This window comes from Pseudomonadota bacterium (assembly GCA_038533575.1).
GTDB lineage: Bacteria > Pseudomonadota > Alphaproteobacteria > Rhodobacterales > Rhodobacteraceae > Shimia_B.
The window spans coordinates 76,106-96,610 of record JBCAYL010000002.1 but is presented as its reverse complement, the minus strand read 5'-3'; the positions used below and the strand labels follow the sequence as shown (position 1 = coordinate 96,610).

General features: G+C 62.8%; 22 protein-coding genes and 1 tRNA gene. 10 read left to right on the top strand and 13 right to left on the bottom strand.

Going from position 1 to position 20,505, the window contains the following annotated elements:
• Positions 1–2 precede the first annotated feature (2 nt).
• The 8 genes from AAFM92_12440 to AAFM92_12405 all read right to left on the bottom strand — a co-directional run bounded on the left by AAFM92_12440 (position 3) and on the right by AAFM92_12405 (position 7,560).
• Positions 3–623: a LysE family transporter gene (locus tag AAFM92_12440; GenBank protein ID MEL7301183.1), complete on the bottom strand. Its 621-nt coding sequence runs from the start codon at positions 621–623 to the stop codon at positions 3–5.
• The gene (gene recF, locus AAFM92_12435) at positions 620–1,705 is read right to left on the bottom strand and encodes a DNA replication/repair protein RecF (protein MEL7301182.1); all 1,086 of its coding nucleotides are present in this window, start codon (positions 1,703–1,705) and stop codon (positions 620–622) included. The genes AAFM92_12440 and recF overlap by 4 nt, the downstream gene beginning before the upstream one ends.
• A gap of 79 nt (positions 1,706–1,784) precedes the next feature.
• Positions 1,785–2,903, bottom strand: coding sequence for a DNA polymerase III subunit beta (gene dnaN / locus AAFM92_12430; protein MEL7301181.1), 1,119 nt, complete (start codon positions 2,901–2,903; stop codon positions 1,785–1,787).
• 153 nt (positions 2,904–3,056) lie between these two features.
• Positions 3,057–4,439: a chromosomal replication initiator protein DnaA gene (dnaA, locus tag AAFM92_12425; GenBank protein ID MEL7301180.1), complete on the bottom strand. Its 1,383-nt coding sequence runs from the start codon at positions 4,437–4,439 to the stop codon at positions 3,057–3,059.
• A gap of 482 nt (positions 4,440–4,921) precedes the next feature.
• Positions 4,922–5,185 (bottom strand): 30S ribosomal protein S20, encoded by a 264-nt coding sequence (gene rpsT, locus AAFM92_12420; protein MEL7301179.1) that lies wholly within the window; start codon positions 5,183–5,185, stop codon positions 4,922–4,924.
• 147 nt (positions 5,186–5,332) lie between these two features.
• The gene (locus AAFM92_12415) at positions 5,333–6,109 is read right to left on the bottom strand and encodes an enoyl-CoA hydratase (protein MEL7301178.1); all 777 of its coding nucleotides are present in this window, start codon (positions 6,107–6,109) and stop codon (positions 5,333–5,335) included.
• A gap of 11 nt (positions 6,110–6,120) precedes the next feature.
• The gene (mutM, locus tag AAFM92_12410; GenBank protein MEL7301177.1) at positions 6,121–6,972 is read right to left on the bottom strand and encodes a bifunctional DNA-formamidopyrimidine glycosylase/DNA-(apurinic or apyrimidinic site) lyase; all 852 of its coding nucleotides are present in this window, start codon (positions 6,970–6,972) and stop codon (positions 6,121–6,123) included.
• A gap of 51 nt (positions 6,973–7,023) precedes the next feature.
• A complete protein-coding gene (locus tag AAFM92_12405) occupies positions 7,024–7,560 on the bottom strand; it encodes a hypothetical protein (protein ID MEL7301176.1) in 537 nt (178 codons plus the stop codon).
• A 116-nt stretch (positions 7,561–7,676) separates the two neighbouring features.
• On the opposite strand from AAFM92_12405, the gene ubiE reads away from it, so the two are divergent.
• From ubiE to AAFM92_12380, 5 genes are read left to right on the top strand one after another with little or no spacing between them, the layout of a single operon-like run.
• Entirely contained in the window at positions 7,677–8,426 is a 750-nt protein-coding gene (ubiE, locus tag AAFM92_12400; protein ID MEL7301175.1) for a bifunctional demethylmenaquinone methyltransferase/2-methoxy-6-polyprenyl-1,4-benzoquinol methylase UbiE, read from the top strand.
• A gap of 56 nt (positions 8,427–8,482) precedes the next feature.
• Positions 8,483–10,009, top strand: a complete 1,527-nt coding sequence (gene ubiB / locus AAFM92_12395; GenBank protein MEL7301174.1) for a 2-polyprenylphenol 6-hydroxylase — start codon at positions 8,483–8,485, stop codon at positions 10,007–10,009.
• Entirely contained in the window at positions 10,006–11,043 is a 1,038-nt protein-coding gene (locus tag AAFM92_12390) for a glycosyltransferase family 4 protein (protein MEL7301173.1), read from the top strand. The genes ubiB and AAFM92_12390 overlap by 4 nt, the downstream gene beginning before the upstream one ends.
• Before the next feature lie 47 nt (positions 11,044–11,090).
• Entirely contained in the window at positions 11,091–12,269 is a 1,179-nt protein-coding gene (kynU, locus tag AAFM92_12385) for a kynureninase (GenBank protein ID MEL7301172.1), read from the top strand.
• Positions 12,266–13,090, top strand: coding sequence for a 3-keto-5-aminohexanoate cleavage protein (locus AAFM92_12380; protein ID MEL7301171.1), 825 nt, complete (start codon positions 12,266–12,268; stop codon positions 13,088–13,090). Before kynU ends, AAFM92_12380 begins: the two co-directional genes overlap by 4 nt.
• 7 nt (positions 13,091–13,097) lie before the next feature.
• Here AAFM92_12380 and AAFM92_12375 read toward each other — a convergent pair.
• The 4 genes from AAFM92_12375 to AAFM92_12360 form a co-directional block, all read right to left on the bottom strand.
• Positions 13,098–13,173, bottom strand: a tRNA-Thr gene (locus AAFM92_12375).
• A 62-nt stretch (positions 13,174–13,235) separates the two neighbouring features.
• Positions 13,236–14,732 (bottom strand): heme biosynthesis HemY N-terminal domain-containing protein, encoded by a 1,497-nt coding sequence (locus AAFM92_12370; protein ID MEL7301170.1) that lies wholly within the window; start codon positions 14,730–14,732, stop codon positions 13,236–13,238.
• An 11-nt stretch (positions 14,733–14,743) separates the two neighbouring features.
• Positions 14,744–16,012 carry a hypothetical protein gene (locus AAFM92_12365; GenBank protein ID MEL7301169.1) on the bottom strand — a complete coding sequence of 423 codons (1,269 nt, stop codon included), beginning with the start codon at positions 16,010–16,012 and terminating at the stop codon, positions 14,744–14,746.
• A gap of 86 nt (positions 16,013–16,098) precedes the next feature.
• Positions 16,099–16,812 carry a uroporphyrinogen-III synthase gene (locus AAFM92_12360; protein MEL7301168.1) on the bottom strand — a complete coding sequence of 238 codons (714 nt, stop codon included), beginning with the start codon at positions 16,810–16,812 and terminating at the stop codon, positions 16,099–16,101.
• A gap of 43 nt (positions 16,813–16,855) precedes the next feature.
• Between AAFM92_12360 and tsaD the strand changes: the two genes are divergently transcribed.
• Genes tsaD through AAFM92_12335 form a run of 5 tightly spaced genes read left to right on the top strand, consistent with a single transcriptional unit; the run spans position 16,856 to position 20,001 of the window.
• Positions 16,856–17,938, top strand: coding sequence for a tRNA (adenosine(37)-N6)-threonylcarbamoyltransferase complex transferase subunit TsaD (gene tsaD / locus AAFM92_12355; GenBank protein MEL7301167.1), 1,083 nt, complete (start codon positions 16,856–16,858; stop codon positions 17,936–17,938).
• On the top strand, positions 17,935–18,855 hold the full coding sequence (locus AAFM92_12350) for an NAD(P)H-dependent glycerol-3-phosphate dehydrogenase (GenBank protein MEL7301166.1): 921 nt from the start codon (positions 17,935–17,937) through the stop codon (positions 18,853–18,855). Before tsaD ends, AAFM92_12350 begins: the two co-directional genes overlap by 4 nt.
• Complete coding sequence (locus tag AAFM92_12345) at positions 18,856–19,128, top strand: YciI family protein (protein MEL7301165.1); 273 nt, start codon at positions 18,856–18,858, stop codon at positions 19,126–19,128. It abuts the gene before it with no gap.
• The gene (locus AAFM92_12340; protein ID MEL7301164.1) at positions 19,128–19,550 is read left to right on the top strand and encodes an EVE domain-containing protein; all 423 of its coding nucleotides are present in this window, start codon (positions 19,128–19,130) and stop codon (positions 19,548–19,550) included. Before AAFM92_12345 ends, AAFM92_12340 begins: the two co-directional genes overlap by 1 nt.
• Positions 19,551–19,605: 55 nt before the next feature.
• Positions 19,606–20,001, top strand: a complete 396-nt coding sequence (locus AAFM92_12335; protein ID MEL7301163.1) for a DUF1761 domain-containing protein — start codon at positions 19,606–19,608, stop codon at positions 19,999–20,001.
• 154 nt (positions 20,002–20,155) lie between these two features.
• Here the strand turns inward: AAFM92_12335 and AAFM92_12330 are convergent, their stop codons facing one another.
• Positions 20,156–20,497 (bottom strand): DUF2853 family protein, encoded by a 342-nt coding sequence (locus AAFM92_12330; protein MEL7301162.1) that lies wholly within the window; start codon positions 20,495–20,497, stop codon positions 20,156–20,158.
• Between the last annotated feature and the right edge of the window lie 8 nt (positions 20,498–20,505).

Here is a 20,505-nt window from a genome sequence, read left to right as displayed (position 1 = left end):
CCTCAAGTGAACGGGATGATGCACCCCACGCCGATCAGGAGCATGCCTGAAGCGGTATTGAGACGGGTACGGGCACGCGCGCTGCTGAGCAGCCGACGACCGCGATCCACGAACGCGCCCAACGCGAGATTTCCCGCCAGCGGGACAATAATGGAGGCCGCGACAATGGCCGCGATGTCGCCCGCCGTGACCTTCGTCAGATCGAAGAACCCCGGCAGCACGCCCATGTAGAACAGGATCGCCTTCGGGTTTCCGAGGATCACCAGCACGCCAGCGACAAAGCCAGCCCACATGCCCGGCCGCGTGAGGCGCGAGTCGCTGCCCAAGGGCTTGGCCGCCTGTCGAATGAGAAGAATGCCCATGGTGAGGAACATCGCCGCGGCCACCCAACGGAGAACTGTCAGGAGGCCCTCGATTTCCTGAACGAGGAGAGAGACGCCAACAATTGCGAGGAAGGGCCAGACCGCATCTCCGATCGCCACGCCCAAGGCGAGCGGCCAGACCCCTGAGAACCCAGATGACATCCCGCGCGCAAGCAACGCGACCCAGACGGGCCCCGGTGTGAGAAACAGAATGAGGACTGCGAACGCGTAGAGCGCGATATCGATAGCATCGAGTGTCACAGCGCAACCAACGAGGATTGGCCGTCCGTTTCTTGCACCTCGAAGTACTGCGCACGGTCTCCCAAAGCATCGAACAGCTCGCGGCCGGTCCCTGTCATCCATGCCTGCGCGCCAAGAGCGCAGATCTCGTCATAAAGTGCGGCCTGCCTGCCTTGATCGAGATGCGCGGCAACTTCATCGAGAAGGAGCAAGGGTGGCGCCCCGATCTCCGCAGCAAGCGCGCGCGCATTGGCGAGGATGAGTGACACGAGGAGAGCCTTTTGCTCGCCTGTCGAGGCCGCGCGCGCATTGATGCACTTGGCTTGATAGGTGCCTTCCATGTCGATGCGATGCGGCCCGAGAAGCGTTCTGCCGGCGGCCAGGTCTCGGCGACGGGTCTCTTCCCACGCGGCGGCGAGTTCCTCCTTTTGGGGTGGAAGCTCCGTTTCGGGGTGCGTGAGGGCGAGATCCGCGGTCGGGAAGGCCGTCTCAACCTCCTCTTGCGCGTCAGCGAGCGCGGCCAGGGTCGAGGCGCGCGCTGCTATGATGGCTTCCCCGGCCTCTGCCATCCGTCCCTCCAGTGCACGGTACCATGCTGGATCCGTGACTTGCTCCTTCAAGAGCCTGTTCCGCTCGCGCATGGCCTTCTCATAGGTGAGGGACGCGTCTCCATGCTCCGGATGAAAGCTCAGCGTCATGCGATCCAGAAAACGGCGGCGTCCTTCTGCACCTTCGATCCAAAGGCGATCCATCGCCGGGATGAGCCAAAGGACCCGCAGGAGCCGGCCCAGCGCGGCCTGTGTCGCTGCCTTGCCATCGATCCGAGCACTGCGCGCGGCGCCGCCTTCAGACCAAGTCTCGATTTCATGGCCGCCTGCATCGGCCATGATTTTCCACCCGACGGCATCGGGCTGCCGGGTCATCTCGTCAGCCGCAGCACGCCTCAGCCCTCGGCCCGGAGAAAGGAGCGACACGGCTTCCAGCACATTTGTCTTCCCGGCCCCGTTCGATCCGAACAGCACGACAGGTCGACCGTCGAGCGCGAGACGCGCGATCTTGTGGGATCTGAAGTGAGAGAGCGTCAGATGCTCTACAAAAAGCACCGCGCGTCTCCCTTTCGATGGCTCGCGATTAGCTTCGAAGACCCGGGCAGACCTCTGAGAGGCTGCGCCATGGCCGCGCTCAGACGCGCATTGGCATCACGACGTAGACGGCGCTTTCGTCAGTGCCTTCGCGCATCAAGGTGGGGTCACCGGCGGAGTTGAACAGAAAGACGGCGTTTTCTCGGTCCACCTGGCTCGCGATCTCGAGCAGGTACTTCGCGTTGAAGCCAATCTCGAGCTTTTCATCGCCGTAGGCGACGCCAAGCTCTTCCTCGGCAGCGCCGCTGTCAGGCGCATTGACGGAGAGAACCAGCCTGTCCTCGTCCAGCTGAAGCTTTACCGCGCGGGACCGTTCCGAACTCACCGTAGCCACGCGATCGACGGCCTGGGCGAATTCACCTGCATCCACCTCCAGCCGTCGCGTGTTCGACGTGGGGATGACGCGCATGTAATCCGGGAAGGTCCCGTCGATGACCTTTGAGGTCAACGTCACTTTCTCGGTCGCGAAGCGCACCTTGGTTTCACTCACGCTGACCGAGATCTCGGCCTCATCGTCGTCGAGGAGCTTGCGGAGCTCACCGACGGTCTTTCGGGGCACGATGACGCCGGGCATGTTTTCAGCGTCGCTCGGAAGATCTGCATCGATGCGCGCTAGGCGGTGGCCGTCGGTCGCTACACAGCGCAGCACGCGCCCATCGCCGCCTTCGGCGACGTGCATATAGACGCCGTTGAGGTAGTACCGCGTCTCCTCGGTGGAGATCGCGAACTTCGACTTGTCAAAGAGACGCCGCAGCGTCGGGGCCGCACAGGTGAAATTCGCCGTGTACTCAGAGGAGGTCATCACCGGGAAGTCCTCCTTGGGCAGGGTCGCCAGATTGAAATTGGACCGCCCGGCTTCCACGGTCAGGCGGCCGCGCGTGCCGTCATCGGAGAGAGACACGAGCGCTCCGTCCGGCAGCTTGCGGACGATTTCATGGAGTGTCACCGCGCTCACGGTGGTGGCTCCGGCACGCTCCACCATGGCTTCGGCCTTGTCGACGACTTCGATATCGAGGTCCGTGGCGCGAAAGCTGACGGAATTCCCCTCGGCCTCGATCAGCACGTTGGCGAGAATGGGGATCGTGTTGCGGCGCTCCACGACCGATTGCGCCTGGGACACCGCCTTCAAAAGCGTGCCGCGTTCAATGCTGAGCTTCATAATTGGCCTCTTTGTCCCCGCTCCGGCGTCGTCTGGGCCGGGGCTGCGACACTACCTCCTCGCTCGCCTCTGGCAAGCCCCAAAGGCTCGAATTCGGCACCCCGTGACAGGGGCGCCGCGTTTTTCGTCTGTCGTGTCCGGTGCGGGCCCGGGTCAGGCTTCCAGCGCGCGTCGGAGCATCTCTAGATCGTCTGCCATCTGGCTGTCTTGCACCATCAGCTCTTCGATCTTCTTGACCCCATGCATGACTGTCGTGTGATCCCGCCCGCCAAAGCGGCGCGCGATGTCGGGGAGACTGCGCGTGGTCATCTTCTTGGAGAGATACATCGCCACCTGCCGCGGACGCGCAAGATTGCGGGACCTCTTGGGCCCGAGCATGTCGGAGAGGCGGATGTTGTAGTGCTCGGCCACCTTGCGCTGGATTTCTTCCACGGTGGTTTTCCGGTCGGACGCGCGCAATACATCGACGAGGCACTCCTGGACAAGGTCCATGGTGATCTCGCGGCCCACGAGGGAGCCGAAGGCGAAGAGGCGCGTGAGTGCCCCCTCGAGCACTCGGACGTTGGTCGAGATGCGGTGCGCGAGAAACTTGATGACGCCGTCCTGTATGACGAGGCCGGGATAGGACTGCCGATAAAGCTCGACCTTGGAGTGCAGGATGCCAAGACGGAGCTCGAAGTCTGTCGGATGGAGATCCACGACGAGGCCCGATTGCAGGCGGGAGGCAATCCTGTCCTCGATGTTCTTCATTTCGCCGGGCGCACGATCTCCCGTGATGATGATCTGCTTTCCTTGGTCAACGAGCGCATTGAATGTGTGAAAGAACTCCTCCTGCGTGGAGTCCTTGCCTGCGATGAACTGCACATCGTCGACCATGAGAACATCGGCCGCCCGGAAGAGGAGCTTGAAGTCCATCATGCGTTGCTCGCGGAGCGCCTGGACGAACCGATACATGAACTGCTCTGCGGAGAGATAGAGCACCTTGAGGTCGGGTTTGCGCGCGCGAAGCTCATGGGCGATGGCCTGCATGAGGTGCGTCTTGCCGAGACCGACACCCCCATAAAGAAAGAGCGGATTGAACGTGACGTCCCCGCCTTCGGCCACACGACGGGCGGCGGCATAGGCGAGTTCGTTGGGCTTTCCGACGATAAAGCGATCGAATGTGTACTTCGGGTCGAGTTTGGCTCCGCCGACATCGAGCCGAGCATCTTCGCCATGTGCCTCGTCCCGATCGTCATCGTCCATGGGTCGCTCCGATGCTGCGCTCGTGTGGGAGTTGGCCGGCGTCGTCATTTTGTTGGGAACGTGAAAAGCCACGCGCTCCACGGTCACGCCGTTGGCACGGAAGCTGTGCACGATGTCATCGCTGAAGTTGCGATCAACGTAGGTCCGGGCATAGGCCGTGGGGGCGATCAGAGTTGCGACGCCATCCTGCGCGTCTTCGAATTTAAGAGGTTTAATCCAGGTGTCGTATGCGTTGGTCCCCATGGAGGACCTCAAACTTTCCTTAACTGTTCCCCATGCTTCTTGCGTCATCGAGTATGCCCCGCTTTTAAATGTATCCCCAGCCCCATTTCCGGATGGAGCGGCTTTGTACAAATCATGCCGGAGGCATACAGGAGGTGCCCCGCGCTCGGCTAAGCGCTGGTGGGTGCTGCTTTCCCGCGGGCAAAGGCCCGACCCCATGTAATGCGGACATAAGGCAGGCTCACACACGCCTACCTACCATTCGCGCGACGCTGCCACGCCGCTGCGAAAGTGCGCTCTATCTAGTCACAACACGCCTTGCGGACCTGCCTTCAGACCGAGCGCCATGTCCCCCCAGACAATGACTCGCTGACAGAAACTACGTGGTTCTCCGAGGCGCCGACAACTGTTCAATTCCCTTGACTCAAAAAAAGCTCAAAAGGAATCTGTTGACTTCTTTCCATGCCCCAAAAAGCGAAAAACGCCCGTGTCGGGCGCTTTCCAAAAATCCGAGCGATTAGGTGGATTTGTTCCCGAGTCGCATCGGCGACTCATGCCATTGACTTAACACGCGCAGCCAAGCGGGACATTTTACGGGAGGCGGTGTTTTTGTGATACACCCCCTTCGTCACCCCACGCATCAGCTCGGGCTGAGCGGTCTTGAGAGCCTCCGCCGCGGCTGCCGAGTCGCCCGATGCGATGGCTTCCTCGACCTTGCGAAGATAGGTGCGGATGCGGGAACGGCGCGCTTTGTTCACGTCGTTTCGGCGCTCGTTCTGACGAGCGCGCTTCTTGGATTGAGGCGTATTGGCCATGGGTGGTGTCCCTTCCGTGGGTCAGCGATATCAAAATACGTACACTGCCCACCGGAACGTCGGTCGCCGGGACGAATCTAGCCTTGAGCGGGCTGCACACGCATGTCTGGCGCGCCTGTTAGGCAAGCCGTGCCCTGATGGCAAGCCTTACTTGTCGCGGAAGCGGGGCTCCCGTTTGGCGAGGAATGCCTCCATGCCCTCCGTCTGGTCCTGGGTGGCAAAGAGCGAATGGAAGAGCCTGCGCTCGAAGAGAAGCCCTTCCTGCAGCGTCGTCTCGTAGGAGCGGTTCACCGCTTCTTTGGCCGCCATCACGGAAGGCATGCTCTTTTCCGAGATCTTCTCTGCGATGGCCTTGGCCTCGGAGAGCAGCTTGTCGGTCGGAAACACCCGGCTCACGAGACCCGCGCGCTCCGCCTCTTCGGCGTCCATGAAGCGACCGGTGAGATGCATGTCCATGCTCTTCGATTTGCCCACGAGCTTGGTGAGCCGCTGGCTTCCGCCGATCCCGGCGATGACGCCGAGATTGATCTCGGGCTGGCCGAACTTCGCGCTTTCGGAGCACACGATGAAATCGCACATCATGGCGAGTTCACACCCGCCGCCGAGCGCGTAGCCCGAGACCGCGGCAATGATGGGCTTTCGTATGGCGGCGATGATCTCGGCCTCTCGGACGAAGAGGTTCTCGCTGTAGACGTCGACGAAGTCTTTCTCGACCATCTCCGAGATGTCTGCCCCCGCCGCGAAGGCTTTCTCGGAACCGGTGATGATGATCGCGCGCACTTTTTTGGACGCGTCCGCCTCCGTGAGCGCTTCGGCCACTTCTCCCATGAGCTGCGAATTCAGCGCATTGAGCGCCTCGGGCCGGTTCAACGTGATCACCGCGACATGATCGTCGATCGCGTACTCGATCATTTCGTAGGCCATGGCGCTCTCCCTTATCGTTGGCATGTCGGGCAGTAGAAGCTGGATCGCCCCGACTGCACTATGCGTTTGACGACCCCGTTGCAGCCTTCGGTGACGCAACTTTTGCCTTCCTGATCATAGACGTGGAACGTGTGCTGGAAATAGCCGAGCTCTCCATCGGCCTGCCGGTAGTCCCGGAGCGAGGAGCCGCCCGCCTCGATTGCCTCGGAGAGAACATCCCTGATGATGGGCACGAGGGCGCCTGCGCGCTTCGCACTGAGATTGCCCGCTTTCCGTCTCGGGGAAATGCCCGCCCGGTGGAGCACCTCGCAGACGTATATGTTGCCAAGACCCGCGACGACACGCTGATCAAGGAGCGCGGCCTTGATGGGCGTGTTCTTTCCGTGGAGTTTCCCGGCGAGGTAGGTCTCGTCGAATGCGTTGCCGAGCGGCTCGGGGCCAAGGCGCTCCACCAACCAATGCCCTTCGATATCGCGGGACGGCCAAAGATCCATGTGCCCAAACCGGCGCGCATCGTTGAAGGTGATCCGCGCGCCATTTTCCATATGCAGAACCACGTGGTCGTGCTTCGCCGGTGCCGGATGCGGGTGATAAAACCCGCCGATCTCGGTTCCGGAGATCAGCATGCGCCCGGACATGCCGAGATGGACGAGCAGCGTTTCATCGCTTTCGAGGTCGGCGAGGATGTACTTCGAGCGCCGACCAAGCCGCAGAACCCTTTGACCCGTGAGCCGCGCGGCCATGCGCGCCGGAAGGGGCCAGCGCAGATCGGGCCGATTGACCTCCGCACGCTCGATCCGCACGCCCTCCATGGCCGGAAGCAGGCCGCGCCGCACGGTCTCCACCTCGGGCAGTTCAGGCATGGATACAGCGGGTGGTGTTCATTGGGGTGAGCTAGCAAGACCGCCAAGCGCTCACAAGACTCCGCCCCGCGCAGCTTGTGCCTCAAGACGTTGGAGGAGCTCCGCTCTCCCGCGAAGTGGCTTCAGGATCGCCGCCTTGGCCCCATTTGAGAACCACAGACGCAGACAGAAACCACCAGATGCCTCCACCCGCACGAGGTGTCGGATGTCGTGCTCGCGAGAGCCAAAATTCCAAGTGGGCACGGAGAGCTTGTTGCCGTCGAGGGCTATGGCATAGGTCCAGATGTAGCTCATGAACCAGGCCATGAGTCCGCTGGCGATGGTGTAGCTCTCCCAGAAATACTCCGGAGGTAACGGCGATCCTACGGGCCCGGAGGAATGCAGGTTGAGTGCATAGAGCAGCAGAGCCGCGGCCAAGGTTCCCATGGATCGTGCACCGAAGCTCAATGGAAGCGTGACACGCATCTGCGTTCGCAGGACAGCGTCGGTCGATCTGGCAAAGGAAAAGTACGCCGAAACCCGCCGAACAATTCGATGCTCGGTCAAGCGCGGCACCACGTAGAGGCACAGCGCCACCACGGTCAGCACCAGTAAAGCAAGCCCGCTCGACACCGCTCGCCTGTCCTTCCACGTTTACACGTTTGTTCTTTCAAGCAGCGGGTTATATCACGACTTAGACAAGACTTAGGCAAAGCCGCACCTCCATGACAGAGACAGACACCACCACGCATTTCGGCAATGAAACCGTGCCGGAAGGTGAGAAAGCCGAGCGCGTTCGCGGCGTTTTCTCATCCGTAGCTTCGAAATACGACATCATGAACGACGTCATGAGCGCTGGCATCCATCGTCTTTGGAAGGACGCCATGATGGACTGGCTCGCACCGCGTCGGGGGCAACGCCTTCTCGATGTGGCCGGTGGCACGGGTGACATCGCGTTTCGTTTCCTCGCGCGTGCGGGGGCCGGGCATGCGACTGTTCTCGACCTGACCGAGGGCATGCTTGTCGAGGGCCGCCAGCGAGCCGAGGCCGAGCGCATGTCGGGCCAACTCGACTGGATCGTGGGCGACGCCATGGCGCTGCCCTTCGAAGATGCGAGCTTCGACGTATACACGATCAGCTTCGGTATCCGGAACGTCACGCGCCCACAGGAAGCCTTGAACGAGGCCTTTCGCGTCCTGAAGCCCGGCGGGCGCCTGATGGTTCTTGAGTTCAGCCAGCTTCCAAACCCGGCGCTGCAGGCCGCGTACGACGCCTACAGCTTCAATGTCATCCCCGAGATGGGGCGCCTGATCACCGGAGATCGCGACAGCTACCAGTATCTCGTGGAGAGCATCCGCAAGTTCCCGGATCAGGACACGTTTCTCGGTATGGTCCGCGAGGCCGGCTTTGAGAACGCCAAGTACCGCAATCTCAGCCAGGGCATCGCCTGTCTCCACAGCGGTTGGAAACTGTGATGTCTCCGAAGACGCACACGAATTTTTGCAAAAATTCGTGTCCCCGCTGCGGATAGATGCGCGGACCGCACAACATTCTGCGCCTGATCCGCACCGGCGCCACGCTGGAGCGCACCGGCGCCATGGGCGTGGTGCTCGAGGCCATGGATGCGCCTGCGCCGCTCCGCCTCGTGGCGCGAATCCTCGGGTGGCCCTTTCAGTGGCTGGGATACAAAGGTGACCCGATGATGCCGCCGCTCACGCGCGCGCTGACGGCGCTTGGGCCTGCCTACATCAAGTTCGGTCAGATCCTCTCCACCCGGCCCGACGTCGTGGGCGAGGAGCTCGCGGTGCAATTGCGGGTCCTGCAGGACAAGCTTCCGCCCTTCTCCCTGCGCGATGCCAAGGCCACCATGGAAGCGGAACTCGGCATACGCGTGGAGGAGACCTTTACCAGCCTGTCCGAGCCCATCGCCGCCGCATCGCTCGCTCAAGTTCACAAGGCCGTCGTGCGCGAAACGGGCGAAACCGTCGCCGTGAAAGTCCTGCGTCCCGGTATCGAACGTGCGTTTCGCAGGGACGTGGACGCCTTCTGGCTCGCCGCATGGATCGTGGATCGTCTCTCTCCGATGTCGCGGCGATTGAAGCCGCTCGAAGTCATCGGTCATTTCGAGGGCGTCGTGATGGCGGAGCTCGACCTCCGGCTCGAAAGCTCCGCCGCGGCGGAGTTCGCGGCCAACACAGAGAAAGACGAGGGCTTCGAGGTCCCGGCCGTCAAATGGGATCTGTCCTCGCGCAGGGTCATGACGCTCGCATGGGTCGATGGCCTCAATGCCTCCGACCTCGCTGGCATCGAAGCCGCCGGCCACGATCGCTACGACCTCGGCGAGAGCGTCCTCAGGTTCTTCCTGCGGCACGCCCTGCGGGACGGCTACTTCCACGGAGACATGCATCAGGGCAATCTGAAGATCGGCGCCAAGGGCGAGCTCATTGCGCTCGACTTCGGGATCATGGGCCGCCTGGATGAGTATACCCGCCGCGTCTACGCGGAGATCCTCTTCGGCTTCATCCGGAAAGACTACAAGCGCGTCGCAGAGGTCCACTTCGAGGCCGGCTACGTGCCCGCCGACCGCGACGTGGACGAATTTGCACGCGCGCTGCGCTCCGTGGGCGAGCCAATCTTCGGAATGGATGCCTCTCGGATCTCCATGGGCCGCCTCCTGACATATCTCTTCGAGGTCACCGAGCGCTTTGGCATGGAGACGCGAACGGAGCTCATCCTTCTGCAAAGGACGATGGTCGTGGTGGAGGGCGTGGCACGCACGCTCAACCCCAACATCAATATCTGGTCGGTCGCCAAGCCTGTCGTGGAGGACTACGTGCGCCGCAATGTGGGACCGCAAGCCTTGGCCAAGGACCTCTTCGAGACAGCGCGGGTCCTCTCCCGCTTCGGCCCGCGCCTGCCACAGCTCGCAGAGCGGGCGCTGATCGAGGCGTCGAACCCTCGGTCGCGTGAAGCTCCGCAGCGCACCTCGCTCCGTATCGTGGCCCTCGTCGCTATCGTCAGTGCGGCCTTCGGAGCCAGCATCGCGCACTTCCTATGACGACCTCGAAAGACATCCGCGTCGTTGCGCCAAACCTGAAGAGACGGCTTTCGGGCGTGACGTCGACTGTCGCGGCGCTGGTGCCGCTCATGAAGGACAGCGGGGTCGTGGCCACGGGGCCCGGTCTGCCCTCCACTGTTCCGCACATCCCGCTTATTCGAGCCGTGACGCTCCCGCGCAATCGGTGGCGCGTCTGGCATGCGCGACGGAACACCGAGATGCTCGTGGGCCTCGCCCTGCGTCACATTCTCCGTCGCCGGTTCAAGCTTCTCTTCACATCGGCAGCCCAACGGGATCACAGCGGCTATACGAAATGGCTCATCCGGCAGATGGACGCCCTCATTGCCACGTCACAGCAGGCTGCGAGCTACCTCGACCGCGATGCCCAAGTGATCATGCACGGGATCGATACGGAGCGGTTTAGGCCACCAGAGACAAAGGAAGCCGCCAAGGAAGCGTTAGGCCTCCCAACGGAAGATCTATTCCTGGGATGCTTCGGCCGCGTGCGAGAGAACAAGGGCACCGACATCTTCGTGGATGCCCTGATCACCGTCTGCAAGGCAGACCGGCGGGTCCGCGGTGTGGTGCTCGGTCGTGCGACGCAGGAGCATGCTGATTTCCAGGCGAGGCTCGAGGCGAAAGTCCGCAACGCGGGACTACACCATCGGATCCGTTTCCTGGGAGAGGTCCCGGTGGAGGACGTCCCGAAATGGTACTGTGCCCTCGATCTATTTGTTGCACCGCAAAGGTGGGAGGGGTTCGGCCTTACCCCTCTGGAGGCGATGGCATCCGGCGTCCCCGTGGTTGCGACGCGCGTTGGTGCGTTTGAGGAGATCATTCTCGAAGGGAAGACCGGCACGCTCGTGGATCCCGGCGATCTCGCTGCGATGGAGTGCGCGATCCTCGATGCCTTGGACGGCGATCTCACCGGGATGGGTGCAGCTGCATACGCTCACGCCACCTCCAACTTTGAGATCAGTGGCGAGGCACGCGCGATCCTCGAAGTGTATGACAGGCTCCTCCGAGAGACATGATAGACGGCCTCACTTCAGCGCCGACGGACGAATGACATGGAGCGCGAATGAAAAAGAAAGACTTCGTACTGCCGGCGGGCGTCATCTACCTCGATGGAAACTCGCTTGGCCCCTTGCCAAAACACGCAGCGGCACGCGTCGCTGAGGCGACTGAGGCCGAATGGGGTCAGTTGCTGGTGCGGGGCTGGAACGCCGCAGGCTGGATGGACGCGCCAGCGCAACTTGGGAACCGCATAGCGCCTATCATCGGGGCCGGGCCGGGCACGACGATGGTCGGCGACACCCTGTCGATCAAGGTCTTCCAGGCGCTTTCGGCAGCGTTGGACCTCCGGCCCGAACGAAAGGTCATCCTCACCGATAGCGGCAACTTCCCCACGGATGTCTACATGGCAGAAGGCCTCGTGAAGGCGCTCGGGAAAGGACACACGCTTCGCATCGTGGAGCCGGAGGATGTGCTCGATACACTCGATGATGACGTGGCGGTGCTCATGCTCACCCACGTGGATTATCGGACAGGCCGCATGCACGACATGGCGACCCTGAGCGCAAAAGCACGGGAGGTCGGCGCGATCACCCTATGGGATCTTGCGCACAGCGCTGGCGCCCTTCCCGTGGATCTGGCGGGGGTCGGCGCGGATTTTGCCGTCGGTTGCACCTACAAGTACCTCAACGGCGGTCCCGGTGCCCCGGCCTTCATCTACATTCGGCCTGATATGGCCGCGCGCATTTCACCGATACTTGCCGGCTGGCTGGGCCACGCTGCTCCGTTCAACTTCGATTTGGCCTACAGCCCGGCGGAGGCCGTGGGCCGCATGCGCGTGGGGACACCGCCCGTTCTGCAGATGGCGGCACTCGACGCAGCGCTGGACCTCTGGGATGATGTATCCATGGAAGACATTCGAGATCGGTCGATCGCACTTTCGGATCTCTTCATCGCCGAGGTTGAGGCGCGATGTCCGATGCTATCGCTCGCGAGCCCAAGAGACCCAGAGCTGCGAGGCAGTCAGGTTTCCTTCCGGTTTGACGAGGGCTACGCCGCAATGCAGGCCCTCATTTCCCGCGGGGTCATTGGCGATTTTCGCGCGCCTGACATCATGCGCTTCGGGTTCACCCCGCTCTACCTCGATGAGGGAGACATTCGCCGCGCCGTAGACATCCTCGAGGAGGTCATGGCGCACGCATTGTGGGACGAGCCAAAGTTCAAAGCGCGGGCGGCGGTGACATGAAGACACCGGTCATCATCTGTGTCGCCATCACGGGGTCCGTGCCGAGGAAGTCCGACAATCCCGCGCTGCCTGTCACCGTCTCCGAACAGATCGAAAGCACCCAGGAAGCATTCGAAGCTGGCGCCACAATCTGCCACGCACATGTGCGCAACCCCGACGAAACGCCGACAAGCGATCCCGAGCGCTTCGCGGCGCTCAAGGAGGGTCTGGAAAAGCACTGCCCCGGCATGATCATCCAGTTTTCCACCGGTGGTCGCTCGGGCGCGGGAAAAGAGCGCGGCGGGATGCTGTCCCTACGCCCGGACATGGCATCGCTTTCGGTGGGTTCGAACAATTTTCCGACACGCGTCTACGAGAATCCGCCGGAGCTTGTGGAGTGGCTCGCCTCAGAGATGGTGACCTATGGCGTCAAGCCCGAGGTGGAAGCGTTCGACCTCTCTCACATCTTCAGGGCAGCGGACATGCACTCGAAGGGGCAGATCGCGGCGACGCCTTACGTCCAGTTCGTGATGGGTGTGAAAAATGCCATGCCGATCGATCGCCATGTATTTGATTTCTACGTCAGCACGGTGAAGCGTCTCTTCGGCGATGACGCGCCGTGGTGCGCGGCTGGCATTGGCGCCGGGCAGATCACCCTCAACGAGTGGGCGATTTCCAGCGGAGGCCACGCGCGGACCGGGCTCGAGGACAACGTGCGCCTCGACCGGGATACGCTCGCCCCGTCGAACGCCGCGCTTGTCCGCCGGACCGTCGAGGTCGCTGCGCGGCACGAGCGGCCGGTGGCCACCACAAGTGAGGCCCGCGAAATCCTCGGTCTCTAGAAGTGGGTGGTGCCGCTGAAGGGACTCGAACCCCCGACCCCATCATTACGAATGACGTGCTCTACCAGCTGAGCTACAGCGGCCAACCGGCACGTCTCGGCGACGTGTCCGGTGGCGGGCGTTTAACGAAGATTCGCGGGGGCCTCTAGACCCTATTTTCACCCTTTTCGTCGACGAGCTCCGCATCGACAACGTCCGCTGCCGGAAGCGCAGGCGTTTCCTCCGCCGCAAGCTCCTGCGCGACCTCCGGCGCCTCAGCGAGACGCGGCAGCATCTTCGCTCCCGGTCCAGCATCCACCTTGCCAGCCTGAGGCCGGCGCCAGCTCAGCGTGTCGAAAGCCCCGCAATTGTCACAAGTCGGATCCCACGTCGCGTGGATCTCACCGCACAGGTCGCAGATCCATGCAGGGTCTCGCGGCGCGGCAATCGCGCGCGTGAGCCAATCACGCACCGTCGCGTCATCGGCGCCTTCGCCGCGGGCGATTGCGGCCATGATGGTGAGCGCACGCATGGAAGGGTCACTTTCGGCCAATTCGCCCATGGCTCTTTTCGCCGCCGGAAAATCCTCGGCGGTGATGTAGAGCTCCGCCGTCACCATCCGCGTCTCGGGATCGTTTGGCTTGCCCTTGGTCAGCGCTTTGAAGCGTTTGATGCGCGCGGCTGAGCTTTCATCGGGCTCGATGGCCGCGAATGCCGCGGCAAGCTCCGGATGTGGAAGCGTGTCCCAAGCCGCCTTCAAGACCCTGGTCGCGTAGCGCGGTTTCCCCTGCTCGGTATAGGCCTGCGCCGCCATGACGGCGGCCGGGATCAATTCCGGAGACAGACGGTTCGCGTCGATCGCAAGCTTCTGCGCCTCGTCGAGTTTGCCGTCGGTCCTCAGGGTGCGGGCTTCGGAGATCGCGAGCACGGCGTCTCGGCGCTTGTGCAGATCGCGCGGCATGGAGCCGTGCTTGAGTTTCGCGCCGATAGTGGCCCGCGCGCCCGACCAATCCTTTTCGCCAGCTTGCAGCTTGAGAAGCGTATCCTGTGTCTCGACGTGCTTTGGCTTGAGCGCGAAGGCCTTCTCCGCGAGCTTCAGCGCTGTTTCGGTTTCACCGGCCGCGAGCTTCTGCTTCAAAAGCCCGTTCACGCCGACAAATCGCGTGCGATCATCCTGCAAAAGCCGCTTGTAGACATCCGCAGCCCGCGTGCGATCTCCGGACATCTCAGCGGCCTGCGCCGTCACAAGGTTCGTCAGCTCTGGCCGCCCGAGATAGCGCTCCGCTTTCGCGGCCTTCGCCATGGCGAGCTTCCCCTCGCCAGAGGCCAATGCCACCAAACCTTCCGACAGCGCCTCGAAGCCGCGGCGCTCGCGATTTCGATCGAAGTACCGCGAGATGGCCGTCTCGTCGCCGTTGATGAACTTGAGGGTCGCGATCAGCAGCCCGAAGAGCTTGAAGAAGAGCCAGATCGCCACGACGAAAAGCGCGAGCACGATGATCATCTGAATGGGCGTCAGCGAGAACTCTACAGGGGTGGTCATGCCGGTCCCCGGGACCTGAACTGTCACGCCCCCGCCCAGTTCGAGAAGCGCCCCGGCGCCCAGCGTGAGCGCGGCCACGATTGCCACGAAGAGCAGCACTTTAATGAGAGACCAAAGCATGGGTCGCGTCCTTAGTTCGAAATCTGAGATTGCGTGAGAGCATCGGCTGCGCTGAAGGCCGCGAGCCGCGTTTCGGCGCGAGATACCCACGGAGCAAGGATTGCTACGCCACTTGAGGGGAGTGTCCCGATCTCCGCGAGGGCGTCCCCCAGACGGCCCGCAGACAGCGCACCTTCCACGCGGCTCAGGATCGCGTCAGGCGTGTCACCCTCCTGCGGTGACAGGCTGCGCACGCCGAACTGGTTCCTGAAGAAGTTGCCCATGGTGTTTTCACCGCCGGCATTTTCAGCGCGCATCGCAGCGAGCGCTTCGCGGGCGAGAGGAGGAAACTCTTCCTGCAGGTTGGAAAGCGTAGGCACACCCTCGGCAGCGGCTGCGACGAGTGCCTCGGGTATCTCGGCCTCGCTGATCTGGGCGAATTCCGAGAGCGTGGCCTCGTATGGCACCCCGCTATCGAGCGCGGCCAGCACACGCGACAGGGCGGCCCGGCGCGCGGCAGCCTCCGCCGCATCCGCGGCGTTCTGTTCGAGGATCGTCGCCTCGTTCCTCGCTTCTTCGATCTGGCGCTGGGCCTCAGCCGATACCGATGCAATCTCGGCACGCAGGGCCTCAAGCTCGGCTTCCACGGCGCCGGAATTGTCCAACGAAGAGAGATCCACGATCGGGCGGTCTTCGAGGGCCGCGATACGCCCCTCCAAGGCATCACGCCCGGCAGCCGCTTCAGCGGATAGCGTGTCGATTTGCGCGGATAGCGCTGCGATCTGCTGCGAGAGAGGTTCGAGGGCGGAGGCGTCGAGCTTTTCAGCAAGGCTCGATGCGAGGCCTGCGTCAGCATCGGCCAGGGCGTCCGTGATCTCGGTATCGGCTGTCACCGGCCAGCCATTCGGCACGGCCTGCGCCAGGATGAAGCCGAGAACGGCGGCGATCGCGCCGCCGAGGAGAGCTGACATGCCGCCGCGCTTTTCCACCGGCGCCGCTACGGGCTGAGGTTCCTCGGCGTCTGTGGCTCGTACAGCTTCGACTTCGTCTTGTTCAGCTTCGAGGAGCTCATCTCGCGGCCTATCGAGGTCCTCACTTTGCTCGGTGTCGTCAGTCGCCTCGAGCTCAGCCTCTTCCAAGACCTCTCCCGGCAATTCATCGGAGACCCCCTCTTGAGGTTCCTCTGATCCCTCGGGGTTCTCCTGAGATAGGTCCTCTTGGTCTTTCTCTGTGGAGGTCTCAACGACCTCTGCGTCCTCGATCTCGCTCTTGGATGAAGTCGGTTCGTTCTTGGCAGCCACCGAGGTCCCCTATCGTCGTTCTGGACGCAAACACCACGCCACACATCAACCTACCCTTGCACAGGGCTGCTCTCAAGCAAGCCCCATCATGGGCGTAGCTGCTTCATGGCGGCAAGCATCGCCTGTTCTGTGGGCGTCGCGGCTATGGTGAGGCCGCTTAGATTGGTGCCCTTGAACGGCGTAGCCACGTTCTGGCTCATGGCGATGATATGCGTCTTAGCAAGGGACGGCGCGGCTTTGGCGAGCAAGCCTCCCGTCCGGGGAGAAAAGACCGGCGCGACGACGGCACTGTCCCCGGCGAGAAGCGCCGCGGCCTCAGCCGACAGATCCACTGCAAGCTGCTGATAAACAACGGCTTCTTCGCACTCCACGGATCTCTGCCGCAAACGCGCCGCGAGATCACCGCGGGTATGTTCCCCCCGAAGGTAGACGAACGACCCGGTGGGCGACTGATCGGAAAAGCGCCGCGCCAAAGCGGACAAAAGCGATTCCACGTCCTGCCCAAGCGGCTCTGCGCGGAAGCCTTGATCCGCCGCCATCCGCGCGGTCCTCTCACCTGCCGTGAAGACCGTCAGATCCCGCGGCGCACACAGCGCCGTCAGCTGGGCCGCAGCATGTTGGGACGTGAGAATCACACCGGCGCGCGCGGTCCAGTTTACCTCGACCCGGACATGCTCAATGCACAAGAGCGGGCTCGTCACGGTGCGCAGTCCAAGCTCTGCTTCTACCCGCGTCGCAAAGCGCTCTGCCTCCGCCGCCGGGCGGGTCAGGAGGCAGACGGGTTCGGACGCTTGTGTCATGTATGGGGTGACATTAAGGGGGTGCGCCCATGGGAGCAACGCGATGACCCTCATCCTCGGCCTCGAGAGCAGCTGCGACGACACGGCCGCCGCGGTGGTCAGGGTGGGAGAGAAGTCAGAGGTGTTGTCCAACGTGGTCTTTGGACAATCCACGCTCCATGCGGAGTTTGGCGGCGTTGTGCCCGAGATCGCTGCGCGCGCCCACGCGGAAAAGATCGACGTGGCGGTGGCGCAAGCGCTCAAGGCTGCGAACGTGGGTCTGCGGGACTGCGCGGCCATCGCTGTCACGGCCGGGCCGGGCCTTATCGGCGGTGTGTTGTCCGGCGTCATGTGTGCGAAGGGCCTCGCGGCGTCTTCCGGCCTTCCCCTCATCGGCGTCAACCACCTCGCGGGCCATGCGCTCACCCCGGTCCTGACAGATCAACTGACCTTTCCCTATCTCATGCTCCTTGTCTCCGGAGGACACTGCCAGTTTCTGGTCGTGCGTGGAGCGAAAGACTTCACGCGGCTCGGTGGCACCATCGACGATGCGCCGGGCGAAGCGTTCGACAAGGTGGCGCGCCTTCTCGGGCTCCCACAGCCCGGGGGCCCCGCCGTCGAGAATTCGGCAAAGAGCGGGAACGCCACGCGCTTTGACCTGCCGCGCCCCCTCCTCGATCGAAACGACTGCAACATGTCCTTCTCCGGCCTGAAGACCGCTGTCCTCAGAGCGCGGGATGCGGCGATGGAGGCGGAGGGCGGCCTCAGAAGACAAACGCAAGCCGATCTCGCGGCATCCTTTCAGGCAGCAGTCGTTGATGTTCTGAAGGTCAAGTCAGCCCATGCCTTCAGCGCGTATCTCGGGGAGAAGCCTCAAGTGCCGTCTATGGCCGTTGCCGGCGGCGTCGCCGCGAACGGACCCATTCGATCGGCACTTTCCAGCCTCGCCGCCACCCATGGCGTCACCTTCGTTGCCCCGCCGCTCGCGCTCTGCACGGACAACGCCGCGATGATCGCCCATGCTGGCGGTTTGCTTTTTGAGCAAGGTCACCGGGATGACATGGGTCTTTCGGCGCGGCCGCGCTGGCCCTTGGATACGAGCTCTCCCGCAATTCTCGGCTCCGGCAAGAAGGGCGCGAAGGCATGATTGCAATTCTGGGGGCTGGGGCTTTCGGCGCGGCCCTGGCGCATGCATTCGAGGGCCAGATCCGGATCTGGGGTCGCGGCCTTGTGCCCGGAATGACGGAAGCTCCACGCCTGCCCGGCCATCCATTTCACGCCAACGTCCAAGTCACTGCGGGGATCGACGAGACCGTAGAAGGTGCCCAAGCTATTCTGCTCGCCGTGCCCATGAAAGCATTGCGCGAAACGCTCGGCGCCATTCCCGCCACGCAAGCGCCATTAATCGCGTGCTGCAAAGGGATTGACCCCATCACTGGCCTTGGCCCTGCATCCACGATTGCCGAAAGTAGACACTCACCCTGCGGAATTCTGACCGGACCCAGTTTCGCCAAGGACATCGCACGCGGCCTGCCCACCGCACTGACGCTTGCGATGAAGGACGGCGCGGAGACCCAGAAGAGGCTCAGCTCGCGCACCCTCCGGCTCTACAGGACCGACGACATCATCGGTGCGGAGCTCGGTGGGGCCCTGAAGAATGTGCTCGCCATCGCATCAGGCGCAGTGATCGGATCAGGGCTCGGACAAAGCGCGCAGGCGGCGCTCCTTGCCCGCGGTTTCGCGGAGCTTGCGAGGCTGGCCGTCGCCGAGGGCGCGCGCAGAGAGACGCTCATGGGGCTTTCGGGCATGGGTGATCTCATGCTCACTGCCTATTCGCAGGAAAGCCGCAACTATCGCTATGGCCTCGCGCTGGGGCGTGGGGAAAACTTCGCGGAGGACACGACCGTCGAAGGCGTCGCGACAGCCGCGGCCGTGGCGCAGCTGGCCGCAAGGCACGATCTCGAGCTGCCCGTGCTCACCACGATCCACCGCTTGATTTCGGGCGAGCTCGCCATCACACCGGCGATAGACGCCCTCATGACACGTCCGCTCAAGGAGGAATAAATGCTCGTCGCCCTTACCGCCCGTGACAAGCCGGGTGCGCTTGACGTCCGCATGGAGAACCGCCCAGCTCATGTCGAGTATCTCAAGTCAACGCCCGCCGTCAGGATGGCAGGCCCCCTGCTAGACGCGGACGGCGCCATGGCGGGCTCGCTCATCATCCTCGAAGTCGACGACTTCGCGGAAGCTGAGGCCTTCGCGGCAAATGACCCCTACGCACAGGCAGGTCTGTTCGAAAGCGTCAGGCTCGACCCGTGGAACAAGGTGATCGGCTGATGGCGCACTGGTTGTTCAAATCTGAGCCGTCCGTCTGGAGCTGGGACGACCAGGTCGCAAAAGGTGATGAGGGCGAGGAGTGGGACGGCGTCAGGAATTACCAAGCGCGCAACAAGATGCGCGAGATGAAGGTCGGCGACCGAGGCTTCTTTTACCACTCGCAATCGGAGAAGGCGGTGGTGGGCATCGTGGAAGTCATCGCTGAAAGCCATCCCGATAGCACGACCGATGATGATCGCTGGGACTGCGTGGACATAAAGGCAATCGACCCGCTGCCGCGCCCGGTCACGCTCGATGAAATCAAGGCGGAAGAGAGCCTGTCAGACATGGTCCTCGTCAACAACTCACGCCTCTCTGTTCAGCCGGTGACGGAAGCGGAGTGGGAGAAGATCCTGGATATGGCCAATCGCGAAGAGACTTGATCCAAAGGGCGAACGGAGGTGAAGCTTCCCGCACAATAAGAAACGGGAGGCTTCCATGCCCACTCTTAGTATCCTTGTCGCTGCCCTCGCGGGCTTCATCTTCGGCGCGGTCTGGTACAGCATCTTTGCAAAGCCGTGGATGGCCGCATCGGGCGTCGCGACGGTCGATGGTCGGCCGGCCAACCAGAAAGATCCGGCGCCCTACATCATCTCACTTGTCTCAGTCGTGCTTGTGGCGGGGATGATGCGCCACATGTTCGACGCCTCCGGTGTCGATGATGCGCTCCGCGGCCTCGGCTACGGGGCCGGGCTCGGCGCATTCATCGCAGCTCCCTGGCTGGCCACGAATTACGGATTTGCCGGGAGGCCTTTCCGTCTCACTATGATTGACGCCGGCTATGCCATCGGCGGGTCCGCCACTATCGGCCTCGTCCTCAACCTGATGCGCTGAGCCAATAACGAGAAAGGGCGGATGCATCCCGCAGCCGCCCTTCATCTTTCTCGATGCGCGCTCTCCTGGATCGGGCCGCTGGCTGGCCCTCATCCGCTCAAAGAGCGACGGAGGGGCACGTGCGATCCGACTTCAAATGAAGAAGTCGCCGCTGTTATCCGTAGACCGCTTCTTTCCCGAAGTGCTTGGTCAGCATGTAGTAGATGACCGCGCGGTACTTGTTGCGCTCCGAGCGGCCATAGGTATCGATCACGGAGTTTACCGCATCCATCAACGCCGGACTGTCGGCGAGGCCCAGTTTCTTGACGAGGAAGTTGTCCTTGACGGTCTCGAGCTCACCCGCCTGACCGGCAGCGACGGTGGATGCGTCCGCGTCATAGATGGACGGGCCGCAGCCAATGGTGACCTTGGTCAGCAAGTCCATGTCAGGCTCCATCCCGCATTTGCTCCGCAGGTCCTCGGCATATCTTGCGATCAAATCGTCGCGTTTTCCCATAATTGGCT

What these genes read in the sequence shown, in the direction of transcription:
- dnaN (MEL7301181.1), bottom strand. Translation starts at nt 2,903, where the DNA reads ATGAAGCTCAGCATTGAACGCGGCACGCTTTTGAAGGCGGTGTCCCAG.
- dnaA (MEL7301180.1), bottom strand. Translation starts at nt 4,439, where the DNA reads ATGACGCAAGAAGCATGGGGAACAGTTAAGGAAAGTTTGAGGTCCTCC.
- rpsT (MEL7301179.1), bottom strand. Translation starts at nt 5,185, where the DNA reads ATGGCCAATACGCCTCAATCCAAGAAGCGCGCTCGTCAGAACGAGCGC.
- AAFM92_12415 (MEL7301178.1), bottom strand. Translation starts at nt 6,109, where the DNA reads ATGGCCTACGAAATGATCGAGTACGCGATCGACGATCATGTCGCGGTG.
- mutM (MEL7301177.1), bottom strand. Translation starts at nt 6,972, where the DNA reads ATGCCTGAACTGCCCGAGGTGGAGACCGTGCGGCGCGGCCTGCTTCCG.
- ubiE (MEL7301175.1), top strand. Translation starts at nt 7,677, where the DNA reads ATGACAGAGACAGACACCACCACGCATTTCGGCAATGAAACCGTGCCG.
- ubiB (MEL7301174.1), top strand. Translation starts at nt 8,483, where the DNA reads ATGCGCGGACCGCACAACATTCTGCGCCTGATCCGCACCGGCGCCACG.
- AAFM92_12390 (MEL7301173.1), top strand. Translation starts at nt 10,006, where the DNA reads ATGACGACCTCGAAAGACATCCGCGTCGTTGCGCCAAACCTGAAGAGA.
- kynU (MEL7301172.1), top strand. Translation starts at nt 11,091, where the DNA reads ATGAAAAAGAAAGACTTCGTACTGCCGGCGGGCGTCATCTACCTCGAT.
- AAFM92_12380 (MEL7301171.1), top strand. Translation starts at nt 12,266, where the DNA reads ATGAAGACACCGGTCATCATCTGTGTCGCCATCACGGGGTCCGTGCCG.
- AAFM92_12370 (MEL7301170.1), bottom strand. Translation starts at nt 14,732, where the DNA reads ATGCTTTGGTCTCTCATTAAAGTGCTGCTCTTCGTGGCAATCGTGGCC.
- AAFM92_12360 (MEL7301168.1), bottom strand. Translation starts at nt 16,812, where the DNA reads ATGACACAAGCGTCCGAACCCGTCTGCCTCCTGACCCGCCCGGCGGCG.
- tsaD (MEL7301167.1), top strand. Translation starts at nt 16,856, where the DNA reads ATGACCCTCATCCTCGGCCTCGAGAGCAGCTGCGACGACACGGCCGCC.
- AAFM92_12350 (MEL7301166.1), top strand. Translation starts at nt 17,935, where the DNA reads ATGATTGCAATTCTGGGGGCTGGGGCTTTCGGCGCGGCCCTGGCGCAT.
- AAFM92_12345 (MEL7301165.1), top strand. Translation starts at nt 18,856, where the DNA reads ATGCTCGTCGCCCTTACCGCCCGTGACAAGCCGGGTGCGCTTGACGTC.
- AAFM92_12340 (MEL7301164.1), top strand. Translation starts at nt 19,128, where the DNA reads ATGGCGCACTGGTTGTTCAAATCTGAGCCGTCCGTCTGGAGCTGGGAC.
- AAFM92_12335 (MEL7301163.1), top strand. Translation starts at nt 19,606, where the DNA reads ATGCCCACTCTTAGTATCCTTGTCGCTGCCCTCGCGGGCTTCATCTTC.
- AAFM92_12330 (MEL7301162.1), bottom strand. Translation starts at nt 20,497, where the DNA reads ATGGGAAAACGCGACGATTTGATCGCAAGATATGCCGAGGACCTGCGG.